Annotated in this window: 12 protein-coding genes; all 12 read right to left on the reverse strand. The window is 45.3% G+C overall.

Translation table 11 applies throughout. From position 1 onward, the window contains the following. Positions 1-77: 77 nt before the first annotated feature. Complete coding sequence (locus tag P2W76_RS04235) at positions 78-1,430, reverse strand: neutral/alkaline non-lysosomal ceramidase N-terminal domain-containing protein (protein WP_276346278.1); 1,353 nt, start codon at positions 1,428-1,430, stop codon at positions 78-80. Positions 1,431-1,503: 73 nt separating this feature from the next. After that, positions 1,504-2,232: a carbohydrate-binding family 9-like protein gene (locus tag P2W76_RS04240; RefSeq protein ID WP_276346279.1), complete on the reverse strand. Its 729-nt coding sequence runs from the start codon at positions 2,230-2,232 to the stop codon at positions 1,504-1,506. 141 nt (positions 2,233-2,373) lie between these two features. Next, positions 2,374-3,375, reverse strand: a complete 1,002-nt coding sequence (locus tag P2W76_RS04245) for a hypothetical protein (protein WP_276346280.1) — start codon at positions 3,373-3,375, stop codon at positions 2,374-2,376. 94 nt (positions 3,376-3,469) lie between these two features. Beyond that, positions 3,470-6,661, reverse strand: coding sequence for a heparinase II/III family protein (locus tag P2W76_RS04250; protein ID WP_276346282.1), 3,192 nt, complete (start codon positions 6,659-6,661; stop codon positions 3,470-3,472). A 50-nt stretch (positions 6,662-6,711) separates the two neighbouring features. Then, positions 6,712-8,193 (reverse strand): neutral/alkaline non-lysosomal ceramidase N-terminal domain-containing protein, encoded by a 1,482-nt coding sequence (locus P2W76_RS04255; RefSeq protein ID WP_276346283.1) that lies wholly within the window; start codon positions 8,191-8,193, stop codon positions 6,712-6,714. 155 nt (positions 8,194-8,348) lie between these two features. After that, positions 8,349-9,695, reverse strand: coding sequence for a DUF4861 family protein (locus tag P2W76_RS04260; RefSeq protein ID WP_276346284.1), 1,347 nt, complete (start codon positions 9,693-9,695; stop codon positions 8,349-8,351). A 55-nt stretch (positions 9,696-9,750) separates the two neighbouring features. Continuing rightward, entirely contained in the window at positions 9,751-12,021 is a 2,271-nt protein-coding gene (locus P2W76_RS04265; protein WP_276346285.1) for a hypothetical protein, read from the reverse strand. A 247-nt stretch (positions 12,022-12,268) separates the two neighbouring features. Continuing rightward, positions 12,269-13,936, reverse strand: a complete 1,668-nt coding sequence (locus P2W76_RS04270) for a SusD/RagB family nutrient-binding outer membrane lipoprotein (RefSeq protein WP_276346286.1) — start codon at positions 13,934-13,936, stop codon at positions 12,269-12,271. A gap of 38 nt (positions 13,937-13,974) precedes the next feature. Then, positions 13,975-17,367, reverse strand: coding sequence for a SusC/RagA family TonB-linked outer membrane protein (locus P2W76_RS04275; protein ID WP_276346287.1), 3,393 nt, complete (start codon positions 17,365-17,367; stop codon positions 13,975-13,977). Positions 17,368-17,634: 267 nt separating this feature from the next. Further along, the gene (locus P2W76_RS04280; protein WP_276346288.1) at positions 17,635-18,609 is read right to left on the reverse strand and encodes a FecR family protein; all 975 of its coding nucleotides are present in this window, start codon (positions 18,607-18,609) and stop codon (positions 17,635-17,637) included. 120 nt (positions 18,610-18,729) lie between these two features. Beyond that, positions 18,730-19,302 carry a sigma-70 family RNA polymerase sigma factor gene (locus P2W76_RS04285; RefSeq protein WP_276346289.1) on the reverse strand — a complete coding sequence of 191 codons (573 nt, stop codon included), beginning with the start codon at positions 19,300-19,302 and terminating at the stop codon, positions 18,730-18,732. Between the two features lie 1,106 nt (positions 19,303-20,408). Then, complete coding sequence (locus P2W76_RS04290) at positions 20,409-22,010, reverse strand: FAD-dependent oxidoreductase (protein ID WP_276346290.1); 1,602 nt, start codon at positions 22,008-22,010, stop codon at positions 20,409-20,411. Positions 22,011-22,699: the final 689 nt, after the last annotated feature.

A 22,699-nucleotide genomic window follows, 5' to 3' on the forward strand; every position in this document is an offset into this window, starting at 1 on the left:
AAAGTATAATACAGTTTATTAACTCTTTACTTAGATGACCTCCAAAACCCGAAAAGCCCCATTCAGAAATTAAAATATTATTCCCTGGATCTTTTAACCAGTTCAGCCACCTTTTTACTGATCTGCTTTTCTACCGTTTCGGTATAGGGTGCGCGATGTCCGTATTCAGCCATTCCGGTTTCACCCTCGTATCCGCCTTCTTTCAATACCCGAAGGCTTGGAACATAACTTAAGAGATCATTATTATACCCAAAGACCCATGTATCGTTCCAGCCATACAGGCCTTTAAATTTGAGGGAGTAATCGACTACGGTTTCTCCGGTTAAGGCGATAAAGGTAAATCCCGAGCCAAACCTCCAAACCTGAACCGGGTATCTCACCCGGTCTGGCGGAGCACCCAGAGTCTGATATTGATTGATCTGATGTTCAGTTTCAGTTTTTTCCATACCGCTCAGGCCCGGTAGTTTTTTCTGAAGTTCTGCAAGGGATAATCCCGGTTTAAGGTAGAGCTCCGTTTCACCCATAACCGCTTTCAGCGGACCGGTGACAGGTTTCATAGGAGCTGCAATCACTTGCTTAACGGACTCAGCAAGAATATGACCATACATCGAGGTAAGTTTTATTGCCTCACTCTCATTTCCACGTATCCTGGGCAGTGGATTTGCATCGCCGCCACAATTCTGAACAAACATGGCGAGTGATCCCGGGTATTGTTTTTCCAGTTCAATCTGGGCGAACCCGGCATAATCGCCGCTGATGCTTAAGCCACCCAGAGCGGTGGTATGACATGAATAGCCGAAAAGGATAGCCCTGATCTGTTCCCCCGACTTTATTGTCAATACGGGGACATCCTGATCAACCTGTCCGCCGAATGATCGTGTTTCCGCACCGCGAGATCTCCTGCGGTTCACAGCAATACCGGCGAGTCCCTGTTCAAAATTGATCTGTGCAGGAGAAAGATCCTTCAGTGCAGCAGCAATTACTTCATCATATCGCTGATAAACCATTTGGGTGTACCGGTCTTTCGCTGCCCGTTCCTGATCATTAAATTCATAATAGATCCATAATACATCTTCAGTAACCGGACAGGAATGATTATGAGAAGTATTTAAAATCAGGCGTTCTCTTGGCAGCTGATACTTTGCGAGTGCATTAGCCGCAATTATACCTACCATTTTATCACTCAGACCAACCAGGTCGGCAGTCACCATAACTGAAGTTTGTCCCGTTTCATCGCGAATGGCCATTGCCTTAAGCCAGATAGGATGCACAACCTCCTGCGACATACGGGTTTTGCCGCCATAACCTGCCAGCGGCACCGGTTCGGTAGGTGTGATGTCAGCTTTGGCTACACCAGCCTGCCATTCGGCCAAAGCAGGACTTGATAAGAGCATGCTTGCTATGAAAAGTCCCTTCATTAATCTCTTCATTTCTTATAACAGTATTTAAACGACAGACCATCTGATCCGGCAATAGTTAATTTCATAAGCATTTCACCAATCATTATTTGAACATCAGCGTTCCAAAATATTGCGGCAGATGAAACTGCGGCACCGGGTTCTGAACAACCGACCAGGTTATATAATGCGGATTAGTGCTTCTGCTTGATGTTTTATAAAAATTAGCTTTCCATTTAACACCCTTTTCCGGCTGCGTGTAATTACCATATTTTGCAAGCAAAGAAAGAGGCATTTTAAACTCGAGGAACCAGGTTACAGGTTCCGAAATTTCCTGGTCCAGTTTCTTTGGCAACGTATGTGCAACCTCTGCGACATTAAAATCCGCTTCGGTCACATTAGTCCTTTTTCCATCCTTATGGTAGGCCATAAGCGCCGTTCCGCCGGCATTGATCTCAATATTGAAGTATCTGAGCGGCCAGTCCTTATCCGGTGCGAAAAAGAACTCAACGCAGGCATCCGTTGAAACAGGGCTGTTAAATTTGGTATTCTGAATTCTTACATGACGATCTTCAACTTTATAGATCATGTAAATATTCCGGCTGTCATACATCATTTTTGCGACAACACGAGGTTGAAATGCGGGTATTTGACCCATAAAATTCTCGATCGGAATTTCCTTCACCTTCTTCCATTGCGCCTTATTCCAACTGGCATCGATTTTCATTGATCCCTGAAGTTTTTTGACTTTGTACATCGCAGGCTTTTCAGATGAGTGAGCTCCGGGAATCATAAAGACGCAGGCTAATAACAGTAATAATGATGTTTTTTTCATACTTGTATTTTTTTGAGGTGTTGGGGATTAGGTTTTAGGGATTAGGTGTTAGGTATCAGGTATCAGATGTCTTAATGAAATAATTCCGTGTCCGATTCCCTATTTCCTAAACCCTATTCCCTATTCCCTATTCCCTATTCCCTATTCCCTAAACCACCCCTTCGGCACTTTCAAACTCCATACCTGGCTGTCGAGCAAATAGTTTGGTTCTGCAGCACCGCCGGCAACCCAGATCTTATCATCAAATACAAACGCCGAGTGCTCATGGCGCTTTGACCAGATGAGATCCGACTTTAATTCAGTCCAGTTCTTGCCATCCCTGGAATACCATACGTCTCCCAAGTTTCCGGATTCTTCCCAGCCACCCAACACCCACATTCTATCTCTATAGACTAGTGTCGAAAACCACATCCTCGGCTTCCAGGCAGCCGAGCCTGTCACTTGCGTCCAGTTAATGCCATCTTCAGAACACCATACGTCATTCATGGCCTTAGGGTGCGGGTTTCTGTTACCGCCGCCCAGTATCCAGATCTTATTGTCAAACACGAGTGCCTGTCCATGGGTTCTTTTCGACCAGGGCGCATTAGCCAGTTCAAGCTTCCATTCTTTGCCGTCGGCAGATGACCACACGTCATTGAATACAGTTGTGTCATTGTTCTTATAAAAGTCGCTGGTACCACCCATTATCCACATACGGTCTTTAAAAACGACGAAGCCGGGCGCTAATCTCGGGCTCCATCCCGCGTTAGGTGTCTCCAGCACCCAGTCCGTGCCATCTTTTGACGACCAAACCTGATTACTGGTATTGGTACCGGGGAGCTTACGTCCCCCCATCATCCACATTCTGTCTTTAAAAACCACTGCCGCAGGCAGATCGCTATGCTGCCAGGGTGCTGTTTCGATTACACGGGTCCAGTTCTTTCCATCAGGTGATTTCCAGACATCCCTTGGGTTGGGTAACTGAGGCGTAAACCATCCGCCAAGAATCCACATCTGGCCTTTGAACACAAACTCACCCTGAGAATCCCGGGCCTGCCAGGCCGCTTCCTTACTTTCCTGCACCCAATTCAGGGTACCTTTCTGAGCATACGATTCTAAACTTAGTACAGTCAGGCACGCGATAATTAACACTGTAAATTTCATCTGTTTTATTTTTATTGAGCTGTGGGCTGTGAGCTGTGAGCTATCAGCTATCAGCTGTGAGCTAAAAAAATTCTTGTTATCACTTTCTAACACATTATTCTATTGCGATTTTCGATTGCCCGGCCGGCAGGCTCACTGTTAAAGTTTTTGAATCCTGATCGTACTTCCAGTTCTTTATACTAACTCCGTTCCGAACAACAGAAGATGGCTTTACCGGGCTTGCCATACTGAGTTCATAAGGGTTATCCGACTTTATTTCAAGGGCTGTACCCGAAGCCGAAAGTGTAATTGAAGCGTTCACAGGAACAGTGAATCTGAATCCGGAGCCGTAGCCTTCAAAAGTCTTCCCTTCAAAATAGGCCTCTTTTAGCTGATCTCCTGAAACGACTGCGGTAAGCCTCGATGCATCGGTCTTAAAACCTTCAATGCCGGCGCCTGAACTTTGGTTCACCCTGAAAAATCCGTAATAATTAGTATTGCCTTCATTTAATACAGCACCGGTCCAGCCATTTGAATCAATTCGCGTAGGTTTTGGCCTTGCTGCATAATCACCACTGGCGGGCTTGCCTTCAGGTACCATTACAGCAAGAAAATCGGCCTCCTTCAGCTTCGCAGATGATAGGGCGATAAAACTTTCATCACGGTCGGAGTTACGAATTACGCCCGTTAATGGCTGGGGTGAAAGCACATCCAGGGTAAGGCGAGCTTTGGGGCGGTTTATACTCACTCGATTATCCGCATAAGAAATTGAACTCTTACCATTCGTATGTTCGGCATGAAAAAGCCAGTTGTAGGAATGTGCATCAGGGCTTTTCACCCGGTCAAACAAAAAAACTGGTCCATTTTTAATGCTGAGTAACGTGCGGGTATAACTTGACACCGCTCCCTTGTAAACGCTTGTCAGGTCGCTGGCCACCCCGCTGAATCTGTCGCCTGCAAACGAACTGGTAATTTCAGGCCAGGTCTTCAGAGATGCAATCCCATTATTAAAATCACCGGGTGCCTGACTTTCGGCATTCATATCCACCAGCATCACATTATGACCTATGGCCTGTGTATAATACCCCGGGAAGTAAAGGTTTGCATAATAGCTGCTGCTATGTCCGGCATCACTTAAAAGCTCTTCTCCATTATGAGTCAGCAGTATGGTACCCTGATCATAATGATAATGATTTCCGTTAGGACCCGCTTTATAGATCAGGATACTACCTGAATCATCCCAGTTGGAACGAATTACCATGTGACCCTTGCCTTCAAAATGTTTAGATGTAGGCAGAGTCTCCCTGCTGACTGGCGTAATGCCTTCAGTATACCAGAGATAGGGTAATATACCTCCCCTGCCTGCCCCCGAATCCCATGAGGGCTTAACATATTTATACATGAAGGGATCTTTCATCTTATAAACAAGCCATTGCATGGGTTGTTGAGTGAAATTATAGGTAGGTGAAACATCACCCAGATCCTGATATTTTCCCCGGTTATTCTGTGTTACATACAATGGGTATTGATAAAACTCTTTTAAATAGGTAGTTGAAGTATAATCTATCCCATAGTTTTTTTCAAGAGAAAACAGGAATTCAACAAACTCCCGGTAGCCCATCTCCTGATACGTGTATGGCTCATTATAACTTCCTTCAGGCAGCATCGTACGGTCTATAAACTGCTTCGATTTTGCGAGGATGCCTGAGAGATAAGGTTCAAGACCCGGTAATTCCGGATCATCATTGGCAATTGCCATTGCAGCAAGCCCCACCCCGGAAAGTATTACCCCAATGTGATTCGAATTGCTGGTTGGCATACGATTTAGTTCAACCATATCGCGATAAAAAGGCTTAATCGAATTATCCATTATTCCTTTGCGGATAGTTTTGCGCTCCTGCTCTGATAATATTTGAAAAAGAAGATCATATCCCAAAGCTGCGGCCATTGCGGCAGGAGCTCCGGGGTAATAGGTATGGTTTCCATTTGCTTCCATCCATGGGTGATTCCAGGATGGCATGGTACAAAGTTTATAGAGTGCTGCTTTAGCTTTTTCTCCAGCCTCCGTATTGCCGGTCAGGTAAAATTGCCAGGCTTCGCTGTTAATAATCCTCGCAAGGGTATTCTGGGTGTTATACCAGCCGCCCATACTTGCACTCGCATAAGGCCCGCCGGTCACAGATTCAGGTGCTTCAGAAAAAGGCTGAGCCAGGGTATTGATATCAAGGGTCGACGGCTTGTAGTTATTTATAAAATTCTCTAAGAGCTTTTTTGCAGGTGCAGGTTCAGCCCCGGCTCTCCTGGCAGCAAGCTCAGCGCCAGTAAAAAAGATCCTGGGATGGCCTTTTGCACCCGGAAGCTGGATGATAAAGCTCAGATCCGATGTAAAACCTTGTGCCCCTTCGGCCGTAAATCTTGCTTTCCATTGTCCACGGGGATCTCCGGCTTTCACCGTATGCACCGCATTATTAGACCAGATACCATCGCCGGCCCGGAAATCGCCGTGACTTCCATCATCATAAAATCTGACTTTCTTTATCCTGGTCAGCCCATCCGGACCAATAAGATCAGCGCTTACTGCAACAGGTTTTGCCCCCTGTTCCGGACTAACGCTCAATGATATGGTCTGTCCGGTAGTATAATGACTGTGTATTACTGACTGACCGAATTGCTCGAACCAGGTCGATCCTGGCTGGGTTGAAATAAACTGTCTGGCTCTCTCTCCATTTAGCCGGAACTCATCCATCAGCATGGAATAGCTTGGCAGATGGTTCACCACGGGATAAAAGGCTTTCATAACCACAACCTGGAGATGCTCCCCTGCACTCAAAGACTTACCCGAAGACTTGAAATCCTCTATCGGCAGGTCTACTTCTACCCAGGTATTTGCTTTTGGTGAACTGATCGTATGGGTATACAATGTCCCCTGGAAAGTCCCGAGAGATACCTCCAGGCTGGCAGGTTTCCGGTCACTCATAAAAAAGAAAGCAAACTTCAGCCGTGTGGATTGATTGGCATACATATCAATTCGCTTGGTGAATCCCTGGGTAAGATCATTGGCATCATTAGGTTTGGTTAAGCGCCAGAGCGAACTTCCTTTTCCGCCATACGCAGGCTCCTTCTTCGTAGTGAATAAGGGATCATAACCCGTATCCTGCTGATATGGATAAGGCTCCCAGGTGAACATTTCACCCGTATCGAAATTATCATAAATGACATAAGGCACCCTGCTTCCTGATGTTTGTGCATTTAGCGCAATAACAAAAAGGAAAAGTGACACAAAAGGTAGGATTGCTTTTACTTTCATAATCTGTTTTTGTTGTCGTCAACCTAAAGCTATCGGTTGTCTGTTGGCCCTCATTTTACCCTCTCTATCAGTTCCATCGACGCGTCGATCAATGCCTGCTCTGCCTGTGGTGCATACGGACTTCCATTAACCGCATAACCGCCCTCAATATATTCAGCGGCGGTGGCGATATACCCATTAAATCCGCCCGCAACGCCCAATATAAACGTGTTTGGGAAGGGAGATTTCTGTTTAACGCTTAAACCGATTTCAGTAAAAACTTCAGCCGGGAAGGTTACAAATACTGTTGTTCCGATCCTTATCGCCTGCATAGGCATTAAAAAGGGTGCAGGATTAGCCGGCATTGCTTCGATCCGCTTCGATTGGTTGACCGCCTGGGTGGCCAGCCAGTAATCAACTTTGTATTTATCCAGAGTTCTGGGCCCGATGGTTTTCCCTATACTTCCTTTCGCCACCAGGTCACGGGCAGCTTCGTTGAGCCGTGCAACACCTTCAAGATCTTTGGGATAATAAATGACCAGCTTTTCCTTTTCATCTAAAGTCTTTTTGGCCTGCTCCTGCCAGCGAAGAGCTTCTTCATGTGTGTATGGAAAAGTTGTACGGATCGGGATCTTGAATTTATCATAAGTAACCTTTACGTCCAGGTCGGCAGAAGTTTTGATCTCCGGCAATACCTTGAGAACCGCATCAGAGAGAACAAGGCCTTTCTTCTCGGCAAATTCAAAGCTTCTTATTCCCTGCATGAAAGCCCCTACCGCAGATAGCTCGGCCTGATATCCCACCTTGGCATCACCCTGTGCCGATTGAAAATAACCAACGATAACACCCTTTGGCAATTTTTCTTTGATCCCCTTGATCGAAAAATACGGCCAGTCTTCTGTAAATTTCAGATTATGAAGGTCTAAAGCAGAAGGATGACAGCCATAATTGAAAAACACCCCGATCAATTTACCCTGGACATTTTCAACCTTAATAACAGCTGCTTCAGGGTCAGGTGGAACGCCTCCATGCTCCATTCTCCTGTCATTCATGGCCATTCCAAACACTTCTGTTGAGCCTGCTCCGATCTTTCCGTAAACTCTGCTATTCCACGCGTTCACCGCACTCTGTACAGTCCTGCTGACGAAAAATTTAATGTATTCATCCTCCGGACTGCCCATAACCGGGCCTGAATGGGTATGAGTAGAAGAAACGATCACATTTTTGAACGGAATCCCGGTCTCCCTATTCACCCCGGTGCGGATCTGGTCCATCACCGGTTCAGACATATTAACCACTGCAACAGTGATCATGGCAGAACTGGTTCCATCGGCAGCTTCAACAACAAGGCTTCGGGCGTAGAGATCGTCATGTACGCCGGTAGAGGTATTGGCCCCCCTGTCGTATCCGGCCATCCTGACACCGATTGGATTAGGAGGTGTAATTATGGTCTCGGCAACCCCTACTTTTATTTTCGCTGAAAGACTGTCAAATGAACTGACCAAAGCAATCAGAGTAAACAAAGATACTTTTAAATAAGTCGATTTTTTCATCAGAGCATAATTGTCTTTTAATGGCTATGAAGCCCGTCCGAACGGCTTTGGCCGGGCGGGCTTGCATGAGCTTATATTCATGTCGTTGTGTGAGCGGTAAGCTCATGCAGGTTTCATAGCCTGATACTTCTCCTGACCGGGAAATCCCATTTATATTATTTGGCTTTTGTTTCCAGGGAATGGACCATTATCTGGGGAGGATTATTGTATTTCAAAGTCTCGTCTTCCACGTACTTTACAAAATCCTTTTCGTTATTATTCACTTCACCAAAACTCCATGCACCAAATATCATGTACTCATAAGTCAGGTCGCTGGTTACCGGCATTTTAAAAACATGGTTACCACCAAAACTTTTAATAGCTTGATATTGAGGTTTATATTTATCCCTTATGGCTATACCGATTCCCTGCCAAGGCACCATCAGCACTTCATCACCGATATCCTCATCGGGAATCCTGGCCTCGACATCTTTACCCATGGAAATGGCGATCCCCTTTTTATTTACTGAAGTATATTCATTCATTATCCGGCGGATACCGGCACCGAACATTGCATTTGCATTCGGAGCATTAAACTCACTGAATTTAGTTTCAACGGTACTCCAGCTTTTGCCGGCATACGCGGTATAATACTGATCCAGTTCATAGAAACCTTGACCTGAATTCCAGTTTGTGGTCCTAACCTTGATCATGCTGCGAAGCGGACCGTTATAAACCAGATCGAATGCAAAGCGGCTGTCATTTAAGGGACCCTTGTTCTTGAACGGAGAATGGTAAGCCCGTGCCGGATTCTCCATATCCATTGGATTTTCAAACACACACATACCTCCTGCACCGAAAGTACTGGCAACGGTCATAATATCAGTCCCCATTTCCCAAGGCATATAATAACCAGACTTATTAGTTGAATACTCATAATATGCAGTCAGCATCGGCGCTCTTTTACCGTGAAGGTCAACCTCATGCGGATACCATAATTTCCAACCCATGTCCTTTGATTCCCATAGCGGCACAGTGTGGCGGCCATAATTGGCTATCGATCCATGAACCTGATGCTCATACATTCCCCGTTCGTAATGATCGATATAGATGTAGAAATCTCTGGATTCTTTAGCTGCAAGATCTGACATGAAAAATATCTCATCCCAAATGCCGTCTTTATTCTTATCGTCTACCTGAAGTTCCACGTAATGGCCATTGGTTTCCTTCCTTCTTACATACCCGCTATTGGTCTTAAGCTGTTCAACCGTAGGCTCAGGATCGGATGGAAGTTTGGGGTCTACAATACCTATCCAGCGCTCAGGAATGTTCTGCATTGGTAAAATAGTGCGTGGGACAACGATCGGACACCCTTTGACCGGTACATTTAAAGGATTGGTTACTGTGATCTTTATTCTTCGCGTGGGAGCATAATCCTTCCCCTCTGTGTACCAGCCAGAACCCGTTTGGGCATTGGCCATTCCGGCTGTAAAAAGTAATGCAGCAAATACGGCAATTTTCATGTTATTCTAGTTAAATTATATGGTCTGTTATTATTTATGTTTTAATTGTTCGTTTTCAGGGATTGTACATAACCTGCAGTTCACTGACCGGGCCAAGTATTCCCCTGCTATTTTTTGTACGGACCTTTATGCTGTTCAGCCCGCTCTGAAGTTCCCAATTCCATAGATTCTCCTTTCTGCTTATCCATTCACCATCATTGCTTGCAACAAGGAAACTGTCGAAACCTCCGGGAGTAAAATTGTCAACTTCTACTTTCAGAGTTCCGGCTTTTTGGGTTTCAGTAAGATAGACTTTCGCCTGGTTAAGCGGTTGATAAAAATCTGATGCACGATTCGTATATCGTTGATATTCATCCCGTTTTGGAAAAACGTTATCGTACCAGTTTAAAAAGCCGTCCCATCCCCACATGGTAAAACCGGTACGGACTGGCACTGGCAAAGGGTTCGAGAGAAAGTCATTCCGCGGTATGATCCGGAAGTGTCCCATAATTTCCAGAAGATGGTTGCCGCCGCCACTTTGTATAGGAAAGGGGTTATTACCCTGACGCTGTCCGACTTTTAATCTGGCGACGAGCTCCTCTCCTATTTCAGGTGCAAATGGGCGTTGCCAGGTTTCAACCCGCGGCATCTGTTCAGCAAGAAGATTATGGATTTCCAGCAGATTAAATGGTACGCCGGTCTTCGGATCATAGTAATAATAATCACGGGTGGAATCCATATATATCCATTTATTCAGCTGATTGGACCATACTTCTGTTACTTCATGGCCGCTTTCACCTTCGCTATGAATGTTTATATGCCGTGCCTGATATCCCATTGAAAGAAGCGCACCTATTAAAGCCTGATTGGGGTAAAGACACATTCCCACCATACGTCTTCCCTTGAAAACCGGGCCGTTCAGCTGGGGCATTCCGCTCCCCTCTGCAATCACCGGAGTTACAGTGACGTCATTCCAGTTCCATGAATATCCTTCGCTCGTGAGAGGCACGCGGTACGACCAGTTTAGAAGGCGCATCATTACTTCGAATTCGTTCCTTGCTCCCTTCACAATCTGGTCGAGCTTATGATCCGTTCTGTACTTTGCAAGGTCCAGGTGGTTTAAATTCTCATATGAGAATGGGTACGAAGGTTCTATAATTTTTCCGTTATTGATCACGCGGGCCTCAATACCGGCATTTGCATTTGTGGAAAGGTCTTCCCATCTGATCTTTATCCTGAGTCCTCTGATTACCGGAGTAGCTAAAGGATCAGTCGTTGAAAGTTCTGCCTTCCATTGTATGTAACGCTTATCGGAAAGAGAATATTCATGTCCCTTTTCGAGCGGCTGCCACTTTGTCCATGATTCATCTCCGATAAACGGGCTGGAGCCAAAACGAACATAGGATTTTAAACTGGTTTGGGCAGGCACATCGAAGTCGGGCCAAAAAGTAGCTGCAATCTTCCCCGAATTCCGTTTAAGCGGATCATCCTCGTTCACGAGATCCATTAAGGGAGAGAGGTACTCTCCGGAGGGGAGAAAACGATCAAGACTAAGTCGTATGGAGTACTCGCCATCTATCAGATTCATGGCGCCAAGCCTTGAGTCACTCCAGGATCCGCCGTTGTTAAGGCTTTTCATCGAACGGTTCGGACTTGTACGCGTTAAAGATCCCCGTTTAAACTCGTTTATATGTGCAATTAGTACCCGCCACGAGGTTGAATCAGACTCCGTCCACATAAGGATCTCATTATTCCCCTTTCTTAACTTTTCATGCGGAAGATCGATGTAATACCATCGGTCGAGACCAGCCATGTCAATGTATTGACGCGCATGAGGATATGCAATTACAGAAGCCTGCCTGATAAGCTTTTCCCCATTCAGGGACAAATGAAGGGGCTCTCTATTACCTTGAACCTCCATTCCTTTAAATACCAGTCTGGCGGAAGCAACAGCAGGATTATCAACTACAAGAATTTTCTTAATAACAATCCCTTTTTTTAAATCCTCAACCCATTCTACCGGGCCCTTATCGTAGTATTTATACCCCTGGGGAAGACCAGCAGCAGGTGCGTCATCTTCAATAAGTTCCATATCCTGCAGCCTGATGATCCCCCTGGCCTGGTCAAACTTCAGTTTGATCAATCGCGCATCCTTCTCAATACCGGCAGCATTTAAATCAGCTTCCTTAAATCTGAGGCTTGAAATGTCTTTCGGGTCCTCCGGTCTTACCATACCGGCAAGTTCCATGAACCCTGACCTTCGTTCTTCTTTAACCTGCACAGATTGTGAAAACACCGCAAAACAGTCAATTACTAACAATGCCAGAAGAGATAACGATTTTCTCATTTTTTCTTGATTAGAGTTAAACACTAGGATTTATCAGGGCGCTTCTGCATCAGTGATAGCGTCCGGCGATTTTAAGGAACTTGTAAGTTCTTAATTAGAATCCTGTTTATTTAAATGATCGCTCTACCCTGAATCGCAGTACGGGTGATAAATGGAAAAATCTTCTTTATAAGAACCAGTAATAAACCTTACAGGTGAGTAAAATAGCAGTTATTGGTTGTCAGGCCAATAACTGCTATTAACAACATCAATCTGTTGGTGTCGGGTACGATGCCAAAGGCTTCGCATCCCACCAAAGCCGGGTAGCATACGTATCCGGGCCACCCAATAGCGCCAGTGCAGCTTCTGTTGCTGTCTTATTGGTAGAATAAGAGTTTGGAGGGTAGATCAATCTTCTTGCTAACTGAGTCCGGGTAAGAGCGGTGTTATCAGACTGAATAATTGCATATCCTCTAGGGTAACCTGTCCTGCGGCGTTCAGCCCATGCTTCCGTATCATTCATTGGGAAAAGGGCAAGCCATTTCTGGGTGATGATCTGCTCCAGCTGCCTTTCAAAACTTCCACCTGTTTCATAAAGAACGGGAATATCTGTTACCGGCGGACTATTCCGGGCATCCGGGTTACCAAACCTGTCTAATGGTTTTGATGGCTTCTTGGTACTGTTAACGTAAGCATCAATTACAGCATCAGAAGCCGTTGTCCTGAATTTAAGGGACGCTTTGATTCCTTCGTTATAAAGATTTTGTGCCGTTCCGCCCATATTCCATCCCCGGAGAGCTCCTTCAGCTCTAAGGAAAAATACCTCTGCAGCCTCCATTATATGATCAGGTTCATTGGCGCCGCCATTATTTATAGGCAACCATTTTTTTCCAACATAGGAATATTGCAGATCAAGGTTGGTACCTCTTTGAGCGGCCGGATACCCGTTTCGGAATCCTACCAGTCCGCCGAATACTGCAGTAGACGGGGTTAGGCGTCCGCAGCATGGTTGGGTATAAACCGGAATCCTGGGATCCTCATAACCATTCATAAGACTTGCAACAGTAGAGCTAAGTACGAATTCGCTTATATAAGTGATCGTACTTAACTTATTAACGTTTGTACCGTCAACCTTAACCTTCGAAAGCGCATTATCAGCATTGCTTACAATAAAACCTTCAGGAGCCGCTGCAGCTTTTTCAGCCTCTTGTTTTGCCTTTGCAGGTTCAACATAAGAAATCCGCATAGCGAGTCTCAAACGTAAAGAGTTCAAAAATTTAAGGTTCTTTAACACATCTCCGTCGTAAACCAGGTCGTGAGAACTACCACTGATAGAAAAGATCTTTACCGCCTTATTAGCTGCCCTCAGGTCTGCTGCTGCCTCATCCAATATCTTAAAGAAATCATAATAAATGTCCTTTTGAGAATCAAATGCAACACTGGTCTTACCGTTACCAAATTCCGAATAGATAATTGGTCCCCAGTAATCAGTCTGACGGTGATAAAGAGCTACTTTCCAGATCTTAGCAAGCGCATTTTCAGGTTTAAGATTTTTTTCCGCTGTACTTTTAAGCACCAGATCAAGCTGGTTGGCTGCCGCTCCATAAGTGGTGTTCGAATAAAACCCTTCCATTAACAGGTTTGCCCAGCTGCCTGGCCCGTTAAAATTGGAGGAAGCGAAGTTAGGATGGATGGTAGCGTGAAACTGTGAGTACTCACCTGCGAACAGGTTATTCCCCTGGTACCAGGACCTCATGCCGAAATGCTGAGCCTGGGCGAATGCAAATCCAATCATACTCGCGTCCATCTGTTCTACCGTAAGCGCTGCCCTGGGCGTGTTGAGATCATCGAAGTGGTCGGTGCAGGAAGAAGTACCGATAGTAAGAAGGACTGCCGTAACGGCTATGCTTCTTTGTATATAATGAGTTATTTTCATAATATTTTATTATCTCTGTTTAAACATTATTATAAATCCTAAAAATCAACCTTCAGGTTTAACCCAAAAGTTCTTTCAGTAGGCTGAACATAGGTTTGAAAACCCGCTGATGCAGTACCGGCTCCCGAAAGAATTTCCGGATCCCAGTTACCTGTCTTCTTCAGGAAGAACAAGTTTCTTCCAACTAAGGATAACTTAACGCCGGAAATAAACCCGATTTTGTTCAGCATCGATTTAGGAAACGTAAAACCAAGTGTGGCCTCTCTGACCCGGGTATTGGTGGCACTTGTAATAAATGCTTCACCGATCGGCGCATTCCTTCCCCCAATTAATCTCCAAAAAGCCTGTGACGTTATTGCTGTAGTATTAGGAGCGCCGCTGGCAAGAACTCCTGTCTCGTTTGGAAACAGATTCTCTCCGAACACCAATCCGCCATCTCTTCCGGCAAGCGTTTCCCTGGTAATCCCTTCTCCATAAAGAAGTCCATCGGTTATGGAAACCATACTGCCACCCTGACGGTGCTCTATCAGGAAACCAAAATCGAAGTTCTTATATGAAAAATTATTGGTGATGGCACCCATCCAGTCCGGGTTAAAATTGGCAGCTAACACGGTTCTTCCCGCAGTAAGGGTTGGAATACCGTTTGCTCCGACAATTACCTGCCCTTGCGCATTTCTTGCCCATCCTCTTGTATAAATATTTCCGAATTCCTGTCCCTGAGCAACAACGAAATCAGACATATACGAATCCCCGCCAACGATAATGCGCGGACGATCATCAGATATCTTATTAACCCAGTTTCTGTTCTTTCCGAAATTACTGCTGATATCCCAGGTTAAGCCATTTGCATTCTGGACTGGTGTGGCCGATAAAACAACCTCAATACCTGTATTCTGAACATCTCCTCCATTAGTGAAGAATGAGGCAGCACCAGAACCTGATGGCAGGCTGATTGTGAATAGCTGGTCGAAGGTATTTGTTTTGTAGGCGGTGATATCAAGTCCTAAACGACTATTAAACAAGCGGGTATCGAGCCCGATCTCATATCCTTCAGTGGTTTCAGGTTTCAGGTTTGCATTAGGCAAAGTAGCCCCGAGAGTTATGAATCCAAAGTTTCCTCCCGTTCCTGCAAATGTAGCAGAGCGGCTTAATTGATAAGGTGAAGCACCGCTTCCTACCTTTGCATACGATGCTCTGAGTTTGGAATATGAAAACACGTCCGGAAGACCAGGGATCAAATCCGTAAGGATCGTGGAAATACCCACCGACGGATAAAAATATGACCGGCTGTTTGCAGGAAGGGTTGAACTCCAGTCATTCCGGCCTGTAACATCCAGGTAAAGGAGATTCTTCCATCCAAAATTAGCAGAAAAATAAACTGATTGTAATTCTTCCCTGGTACTTGGATTAAATGCCCCTTGTGTAAGAGGGGTATTACCGAATGAGAAGAAGTTAGGAATGGTCAATCCTTGCTGGGTACTTGCACTGATGCTGCCTGAACCATTATACTTTCTCAGCGTACCGCCGGCCAGCGCTGAGACATTCAGGTTCTTTGTAATGTCATCATTAAAAGACAGGATAGCATCATGGTTCCAAACCTGGCCAGGTCCGGAGATGCTCGCGCTGTAACTGCCGAAATTGTCCTGGCCCCCGCCGTACGAATCAATCCATGCTTTTCTCTCATTTGTGCCTGATCCGCCATCAAATGATGAACGCGCCATAAGTTTAAGATTAGGCGTAAAATCAATAGTCGCTGAAGCTAATGCGATAATACGATCAGTTGTTGCATAATTAACAACCCGGTTCATAATCCAGAAAGGGTTCCTTCCAATTGTAGAACCCGGATTCCAGTAATTTTGCTTGTTATTACCAGCCGCGTCGGTATATTCAAATTGTCTGAGATCCCCGATCGCAATGTTGCGGGGCATCCGATAGATATTCATAAACGGATTATTAGCCGCATTATCACCTGTACCGTTTTGATTATCTATTTCGTTCCTGATATAGTTTAGCTTGGTATCCAGAGAAAGCCATGATTTCAGCTTGCTGGTCACTCTGACCGTTGCGTTATCCCTCCTTAATTCATTAGTTTCGAGCATTCCTTTTGCGTCTTCCCTGGTATAAGAAAATGCCGTTTGTGTAGTCGCTGAGCCTACGGTAGCGTTAACGTTATGAGTTAAATAAGTAGAGTTCCGGAGAGCATCCCTATAGTTATTTGACTGCGGTAAAAATGCATACTGGGTTCCTGCTAAACCAGGAGCTGCCGACCAGTGAGGAACCATTTGACCGGTCATTTTCGGGCCCCATGATTCTTCAGACGTAGGGTTATAAACTCCGGAAACTCCCTGTCCGTACTCATTCTGCGGCTCAAAATAAAGCAGCGGCCTTCCTGTCTGGAATGTTTCATTCACACTGATTTGAACCTGCCCTTCTTTTCCTTTCTTGGTTTCGATAATAATAACACCATTCTGAGCAGCACTGCCATATAAAGCCGCGGCATTCGGACCTTTCAGCACGTTGATAGATTCAATGTTATCCGGACTGAAGTTCGATATTGCCGTGGTCATTGGAACTCCGTCAACAACATAAAGGGGGCCACTGCCGCCGGATATGGAACGGTTTCCTCTCAGAACAACCCGGGCTGTGCCGCCCAAACCTGTACCGGCAGTTTCAATGGACATACCGGCCACTTTGCCCTGTAAGGCATTCACAACATTCAGTGTACGTGTTTCTGTGAGTTCTTCTGCGTTAACACCTTGTGTGGCATAGGTCAGCGATTTTGATTCCCGTTTTATACCTAAGGCAGTCACCACTACTTCATTTAAAGAAGTGGAAGACTGATCTAAAGTGACGTTGATCATTTCCTGGTTGTTTACCGCAACCTCTTTCGTGTTATAGCCAATATAGGTAAATACCAGGGTCGCATTTTCAGGAACACTTAAAGAAAATCTTCCATCCGCATCAGATGATGCTCCAATCTCAGTCCCTTTTACCTTAACGCTAACTCCGGGAAGCGTCTCCCCTTTTGCATCCTTTATCTGACCTCTGACAACAATGTCCAGTAACCTGGTAACATCATTTTCTGTTAATCGATGAACGTCTAAGCCCTTTTGACTATTAACTATCATTATTCTGTTATCCACCTGTTTAAAATCAAGCGAGGTATTCGATAACAATTCTTTCAACACATTTGCAACAGACATCTTTTCTGCAGTCATCTCCAGTTTATTGACATCCTTTACATCGGCATAACGATACATAAATTGAAATGGACTTTGCTTTTCAATTTTTTGAAATGCCTTTATTAAGGACTCGCTTTTAAGCTCAAGTTTTATTTCAACTTTATCGATTGCCTGGCTCTTTACCGGAGGGGCAGAGAACAATTGAATCGAGGTTGTTAAAACAATAAAAAATGCTAATCGGAGTTGCATAATTATTAAATATATTTTATCAAAAAATAGCCTTAGATGATAGGCAAACAAGTTTTTTTGCTGGCGTTCAGCAGGAAGAGTAAAAAAAATCATAATTTTACATCGTTTTAAAAGTAATCAAAATGTCTGCGATTAATAGCAGACAGGATTTAAAACACAAATTGATGTGCGATGGCAGTCGGACAACAATTCTCCCCTCTGAATGCTCTCGAAAGAAATTCAGAGGGTTTTTTTTATGGTGGTAATCGTTTCTTCATATTTCTTTGATTATTTACTACTTAAGATCACTTTAGCCTCTTGTTTATCATACGTGTAGACGGCGTCATTAAATTCACAGATACTCTTTAGCACCTGCTCCAGGCTTTCGCCTTTCAGAAAAGTGGTTGTAAAGCGCTTGATCCGGACCGGCTCCTCGGTAATGGAGATACTAACCCTGAAACGGTCTTCCAGAATTTTAGCCGCTTCCAAAACCGTAACATTATCCAGGAGAAGGTCTTCCTGCTTCCAGGAAAGATATTCGGCAGCCTGGACATGGCGTTTTACTACGTCCGCTTTATGCTTATTGTAAGTAATCTGTTGGTTAGGTGTAAGTATACCCAGGGTATTCCGGCCGGCAGCTAAGCGAACCTTTCCCCTGTTAACAGTAACCGTAATATCTTCATCCAGCGGCCAGGCTTTGATATTAAAGGCTGTACCCAAAACCGTCGTAGCGACCTTTCCCGTGCGGACAATGAACGGTTTGCTGGCATTATGCTGAATATCGAAATAGGCTTCCCCCTCTAAATAAACCTCTCGTGTTGCGAAGCCATCAAAAGAAGAAGGATAATTCAATTTACTGCCCGCAGCTACAATAACTGTACTGCCGTCCGGTAAATTGATAAGGCGGTGTTCTTTGTTTTGGTAGGATTGGGTGATGCGGCCCGCGTTTACAGAAGGGATCTGCGGATAGAAATATAATCCCGCACTGACAACGATCAATATCGCCGCGGCCAGTGAGAACCATAATTTATGACGCCCTGGGTCCGGAGCATCCTGCCTGGCCTCCAACCTGTCTATTTCATTCCATATATTGCCGCGTACCTGATCCTTAATCTGCTGGCCCTTACCTGTATCAGACAAGTCCGGAACTTCCGGGTCAGCATCAAACAGCTCATAATAACTGAACAACAAACGACGCTCCTCCGGGGTCGCAGTTCCATTATTATACTTATGAAGAAGGTGAATAAAAAATTTCTTATCCATATAGAGGCCGGGCCGTATAAGGACATGACCCGCGATCAAAAAAAAATCCCACCCCGGCAGATATTTTTTTGATTAAATATAAAAAAAGTAAAAGAGACCTGCAGGAGACGCAGGAATAATTTATAGAAGAAGGTAATAAGGATTAAAACCGGTAGAAGACCCGATACGTAACTGATCTACAGCTTTTCCCAATTGATTCTGAACCGTTTTCCGTGAGATCCCCATTTGATCGGCAATGGCTTTCGTACTCAGGTCGTTGTGGTACCTCATCCGGAATATCATCTGACGTTTTGGTGGAAGAGTCTCAATAAGCGATTCATAAGCAGCATAAAACTCCTGATATAAGAGCTTGCTGTCCGCCTGGCTGTGTAATTCAGGGATCTTCTCGATCCAATCGAAAAACGGAGAATTATTTTTCTGCTTTTCAGCCAGCTTGAAAACACGGTTCCGGACCGCGACATTAAGATAGGCCGGAAAATTCCCGATGATTGCGTCCTTTTTCAACCAGATATTCACAAATATTTCCTGAACAATATCCTTGGCCTGATCTTCATCTTTTAAACGCTTATAAGCTGCCGAGTAGGCTATGTCCCAGTATCGCTCATACAGAATACTAAACGCCTGCTTATTTCCTTTCAGGATATCCGCAAAAAGCGTTGAGTCGTCGGAAGACTGAGATATATGGTTACTCATCAGGTTAATTTAGTAAGGTGTTGCCGATGCAACGGGCATATTCTAATACAGGTTAAAGCAAAAATCTCAAAGTCTAATATAAAAAAAAACAACGTTATTCAAATTCCACTACCTAAAAAATAAATAGAATTCCCATCTGGTTCCATTGTCGATAAAGTATTTATCACATGCGACCACCTTCAGGGTCGGGTAACGCATTAAATAATTTTCTATAAACATTCGACTCCTTCGGAGTCAGCGAACTGCCTTAAGATATTGCATTAACAAAAGGACATCAAATTCCTTAAATATCAAATTCCTTGAATAACGACATTGCCCGAAAGTGGTCACATGTTTATAGATGAAATCATTATAATCCTTTTTTCCGACCCCCGAAGGCGGTCACGTGTTTATAGATGAAATCATTACAATCCTTTTTCCGACCCCGAAGGTGGTCACATGTTTATAGATGAAATCATTATAATCCTTTTACCCGACCCCGAAGGTGGTCGTATCTGCCGGATTGAATGATAAGGTGTTTATCACATGCGACCCCGACCGAACGGTGTTCTCCCGGCGGGCTCCTTCGGGGGTCGGGAAAACGCACTAAATAATTTTCTATAAACATTCGACTCCTTCGGAGTCAGCGAACTGCCTTAAGATATTGCATTTAACAAAAGGACATCAAATTCCTTAAATATCAAATTCCTTAAATAATGACATTGCCCGAAGGTGGTCATACGTGCCTGACAATTTACATGCGATCGTCTTTGGGCAATGTCATTAAGTTGTCTACCCACTTATGTCAGCGAAAAATTGGAATCTCTGTAAATATGTTCTATGCTTTGCATTGATGCATTGCCAACTTAAAAAAAAAAACGTCCCTCTGTTAAAATACAAGCAGGTTTGACCCCGAAGGTGCCCGCCCGGATGAACGCCGTTCGGACGGGGTCACATGTTTATAGATGAAATCATTATAATCCATTTTTCCGACCCCGAAGGTGGTCGCATGTTTATAGATGAAATCATCATTATCCTTTTTTCCGACCCCGAAGGTGGTCGCATGTTTTCAGCTTTCAGTTTTCAGTTTTCAGTTTTCCACCCGATAGCTATCGGGTCTCACCCCCCTAGTTCCCCAAAATCTGCTCATCCTTCAGCAGCTGCTCCTTCAGCCTCTCATAACTGATATCCTGAACCGCCTTATTTTCATCGATAGCATGAACTGCTGCCGTTGCCGCGCTCTGTCCCAGGATCATGAATACCGGCTCCATCCGTATCGATCCAAATGCGATGTGCGATGAGGACAAGGATACCGGAACCAGTAAGTTGCTGCATTCGGCCTTTTTAGGAGTAATTGACTTATATGAAATCGGGTACGGCTTAAAACCGCCGATCTCGACATTACCCTCGTTCTTTACCATCCCGTTCACTACGATACGCTGAATGTTATGGCTGTCCATGGTATAGGCCGCCATGCCTACCGGGTCTTCTATAACCCTTTTACCGGTAACATTGTGCTCGGTCATTACATACTCCCCGATCATCCGTCTTCCCTCGCGCACATAGAGCTGCGGGGTGAAGTTTTTATTGCCCACGTACTCATCCTTCGGGTAACCCCATTTAGCGACAAAGTTGCGAAGGGTATCCGGTACCCGCTTATCGCTCACAAAGAAATACAGCAGGCCCTTCGTATAGGTCAGGTGATCATTAAAGATCCTCCGGCGCTCTTCAAAGCTAGCCTCAGGCCAGCTGAAGTTCATCCCGATCATGTCGGTCGAGAAGCCTCCCCGGTTATTGATATCGGTTTTTCGCCCGGGCATGTTGCTCCATATAAAGTAATCGTTGATCTTTCTCATGTTAGGCTGGGCATCAAACAAGCGTACCAGCAGCTCGTATTTAGAAGCGTCGTACCCCTTTGGCTTTTTGATCGGGATTCTGTTCGCGGGATCATCCGTCAGACAGATCCTGAAATTATAAGCCTGCACCTTTTTATCGCCCTCGCCCTGAGGCCGGGCCGTATCAGTACTTATGCCCCAGACCAAACCGCTGGCGGGATCTCCGGGAATCTTATAAGGGCTCACATTGTCCGGGAACTGGTGGAACCCGGAACGTTTATGGTATTCAGGCAGCTGAAAGCCGCTGTGATTCTCGTTGTAAACACGGTTATCTTCGCGGCCTACGGTGTAAGAAACCCCTGCAAGCGCCAGGAGATCGCCTTCATAGGTGCAATCCAGAAACACTTTAGCGCTGATGATCTGGCTTTGCTTTGCCGGGCCATAGGTATTTACCAGCTTAACCTGGGTGATCTTCGCGCCATCCTTGACCACTTCAGAGATCCGCCGGTTATAGATCACCGGCATATTGCCCTCCTTAATATAACCGGCAAACAGCTTCGAAGCCGCACTGGGTTCAAACACCCAGGATTCGTCCTCACCGTAAAACTTGCCCAGCTGCCGGTAGAACTGCCGGGAAAGGCCGCCAATTACCTGCTTGTTGCCGATGTCGGTTTGCCCCAGCCCCCCGGATGAGAGTCCGCCTATATGGCTGTCGGGAGCAATGATGACCACCGTTTTACCCATTTTCCGGGCAGTGTGAGCAGCAATCACTCCTGCAGAGGTGCCCCCGTAAATGGCAATGTCGTAGGTGAGGTTATTTTCTTTAGGCTGGCTGCTGGCAGGAGAGATGAAGCAGCAGGTTATTAGCGCGATTAAAATGGTTCTCTTCATCATTTTGTTTTCAGGAGTCTAGGTTGTTTGTGCAGAGGAAGATAGGAAATATTTTTAATTAGTTGTTCCCGCTCGTGCCGCGGGAGGGGCACCTACTTTTTTCTGCAGGCAAAAAAGTAAGCAAAAAGCCCGCGCCTTCCTGATATTTGTTGTAAATGCACGCTTTCTCCTGTGGGTGCAATCCGAGCCGTGTCAGTGTTGGTGCAGAAGCGAACGAATGTACAACACTTCTCCGGATCCGATAGCTATCGGATGCTTGACCGCAGTGGAAATTTGAATGTTTGTGCAAGGATAAAGCGCACCTTTACTGCCAAATCTCAGGAGGGCGAGTTCTGCAACCTGCAGTGACAGAAGATGAATTAATGTTAGCTACCCACCGTACCCACCGTAAGCTCCCAGATATCCACATCGTTATATCTTGATTCGCATGCTCGTTTCCAGAGCGGGCCGCAGGCCGGCCCCATCTACACCAGCCAACGCCATGTACGTTTCTAAGGCCTCAGCACTAAATCCCCGTTCAGCTCTCGTTCCGCATCGGCTGGTGCGGCAACTTCAGGCCAAGCCCCAGCAGAAACTTCCAAAGCATCAGGCGCAGCGGTGGGGTTTTGGTCCTTTTGACCTACAGCAAAAGGACTAGGCCCTCCCGCGGCTATGAGCGGGGCGGGAATTAGATTTTAGTACCGCCGGCACGA

The sequence above is a fragment of the Daejeonella sp. JGW-45 genome, from assembly GCF_029360805.1.
In the GTDB taxonomy this organism is placed as follows: Bacteria; Bacteroidota; Bacteroidia; order Sphingobacteriales; family Sphingobacteriaceae; genus Daejeonella.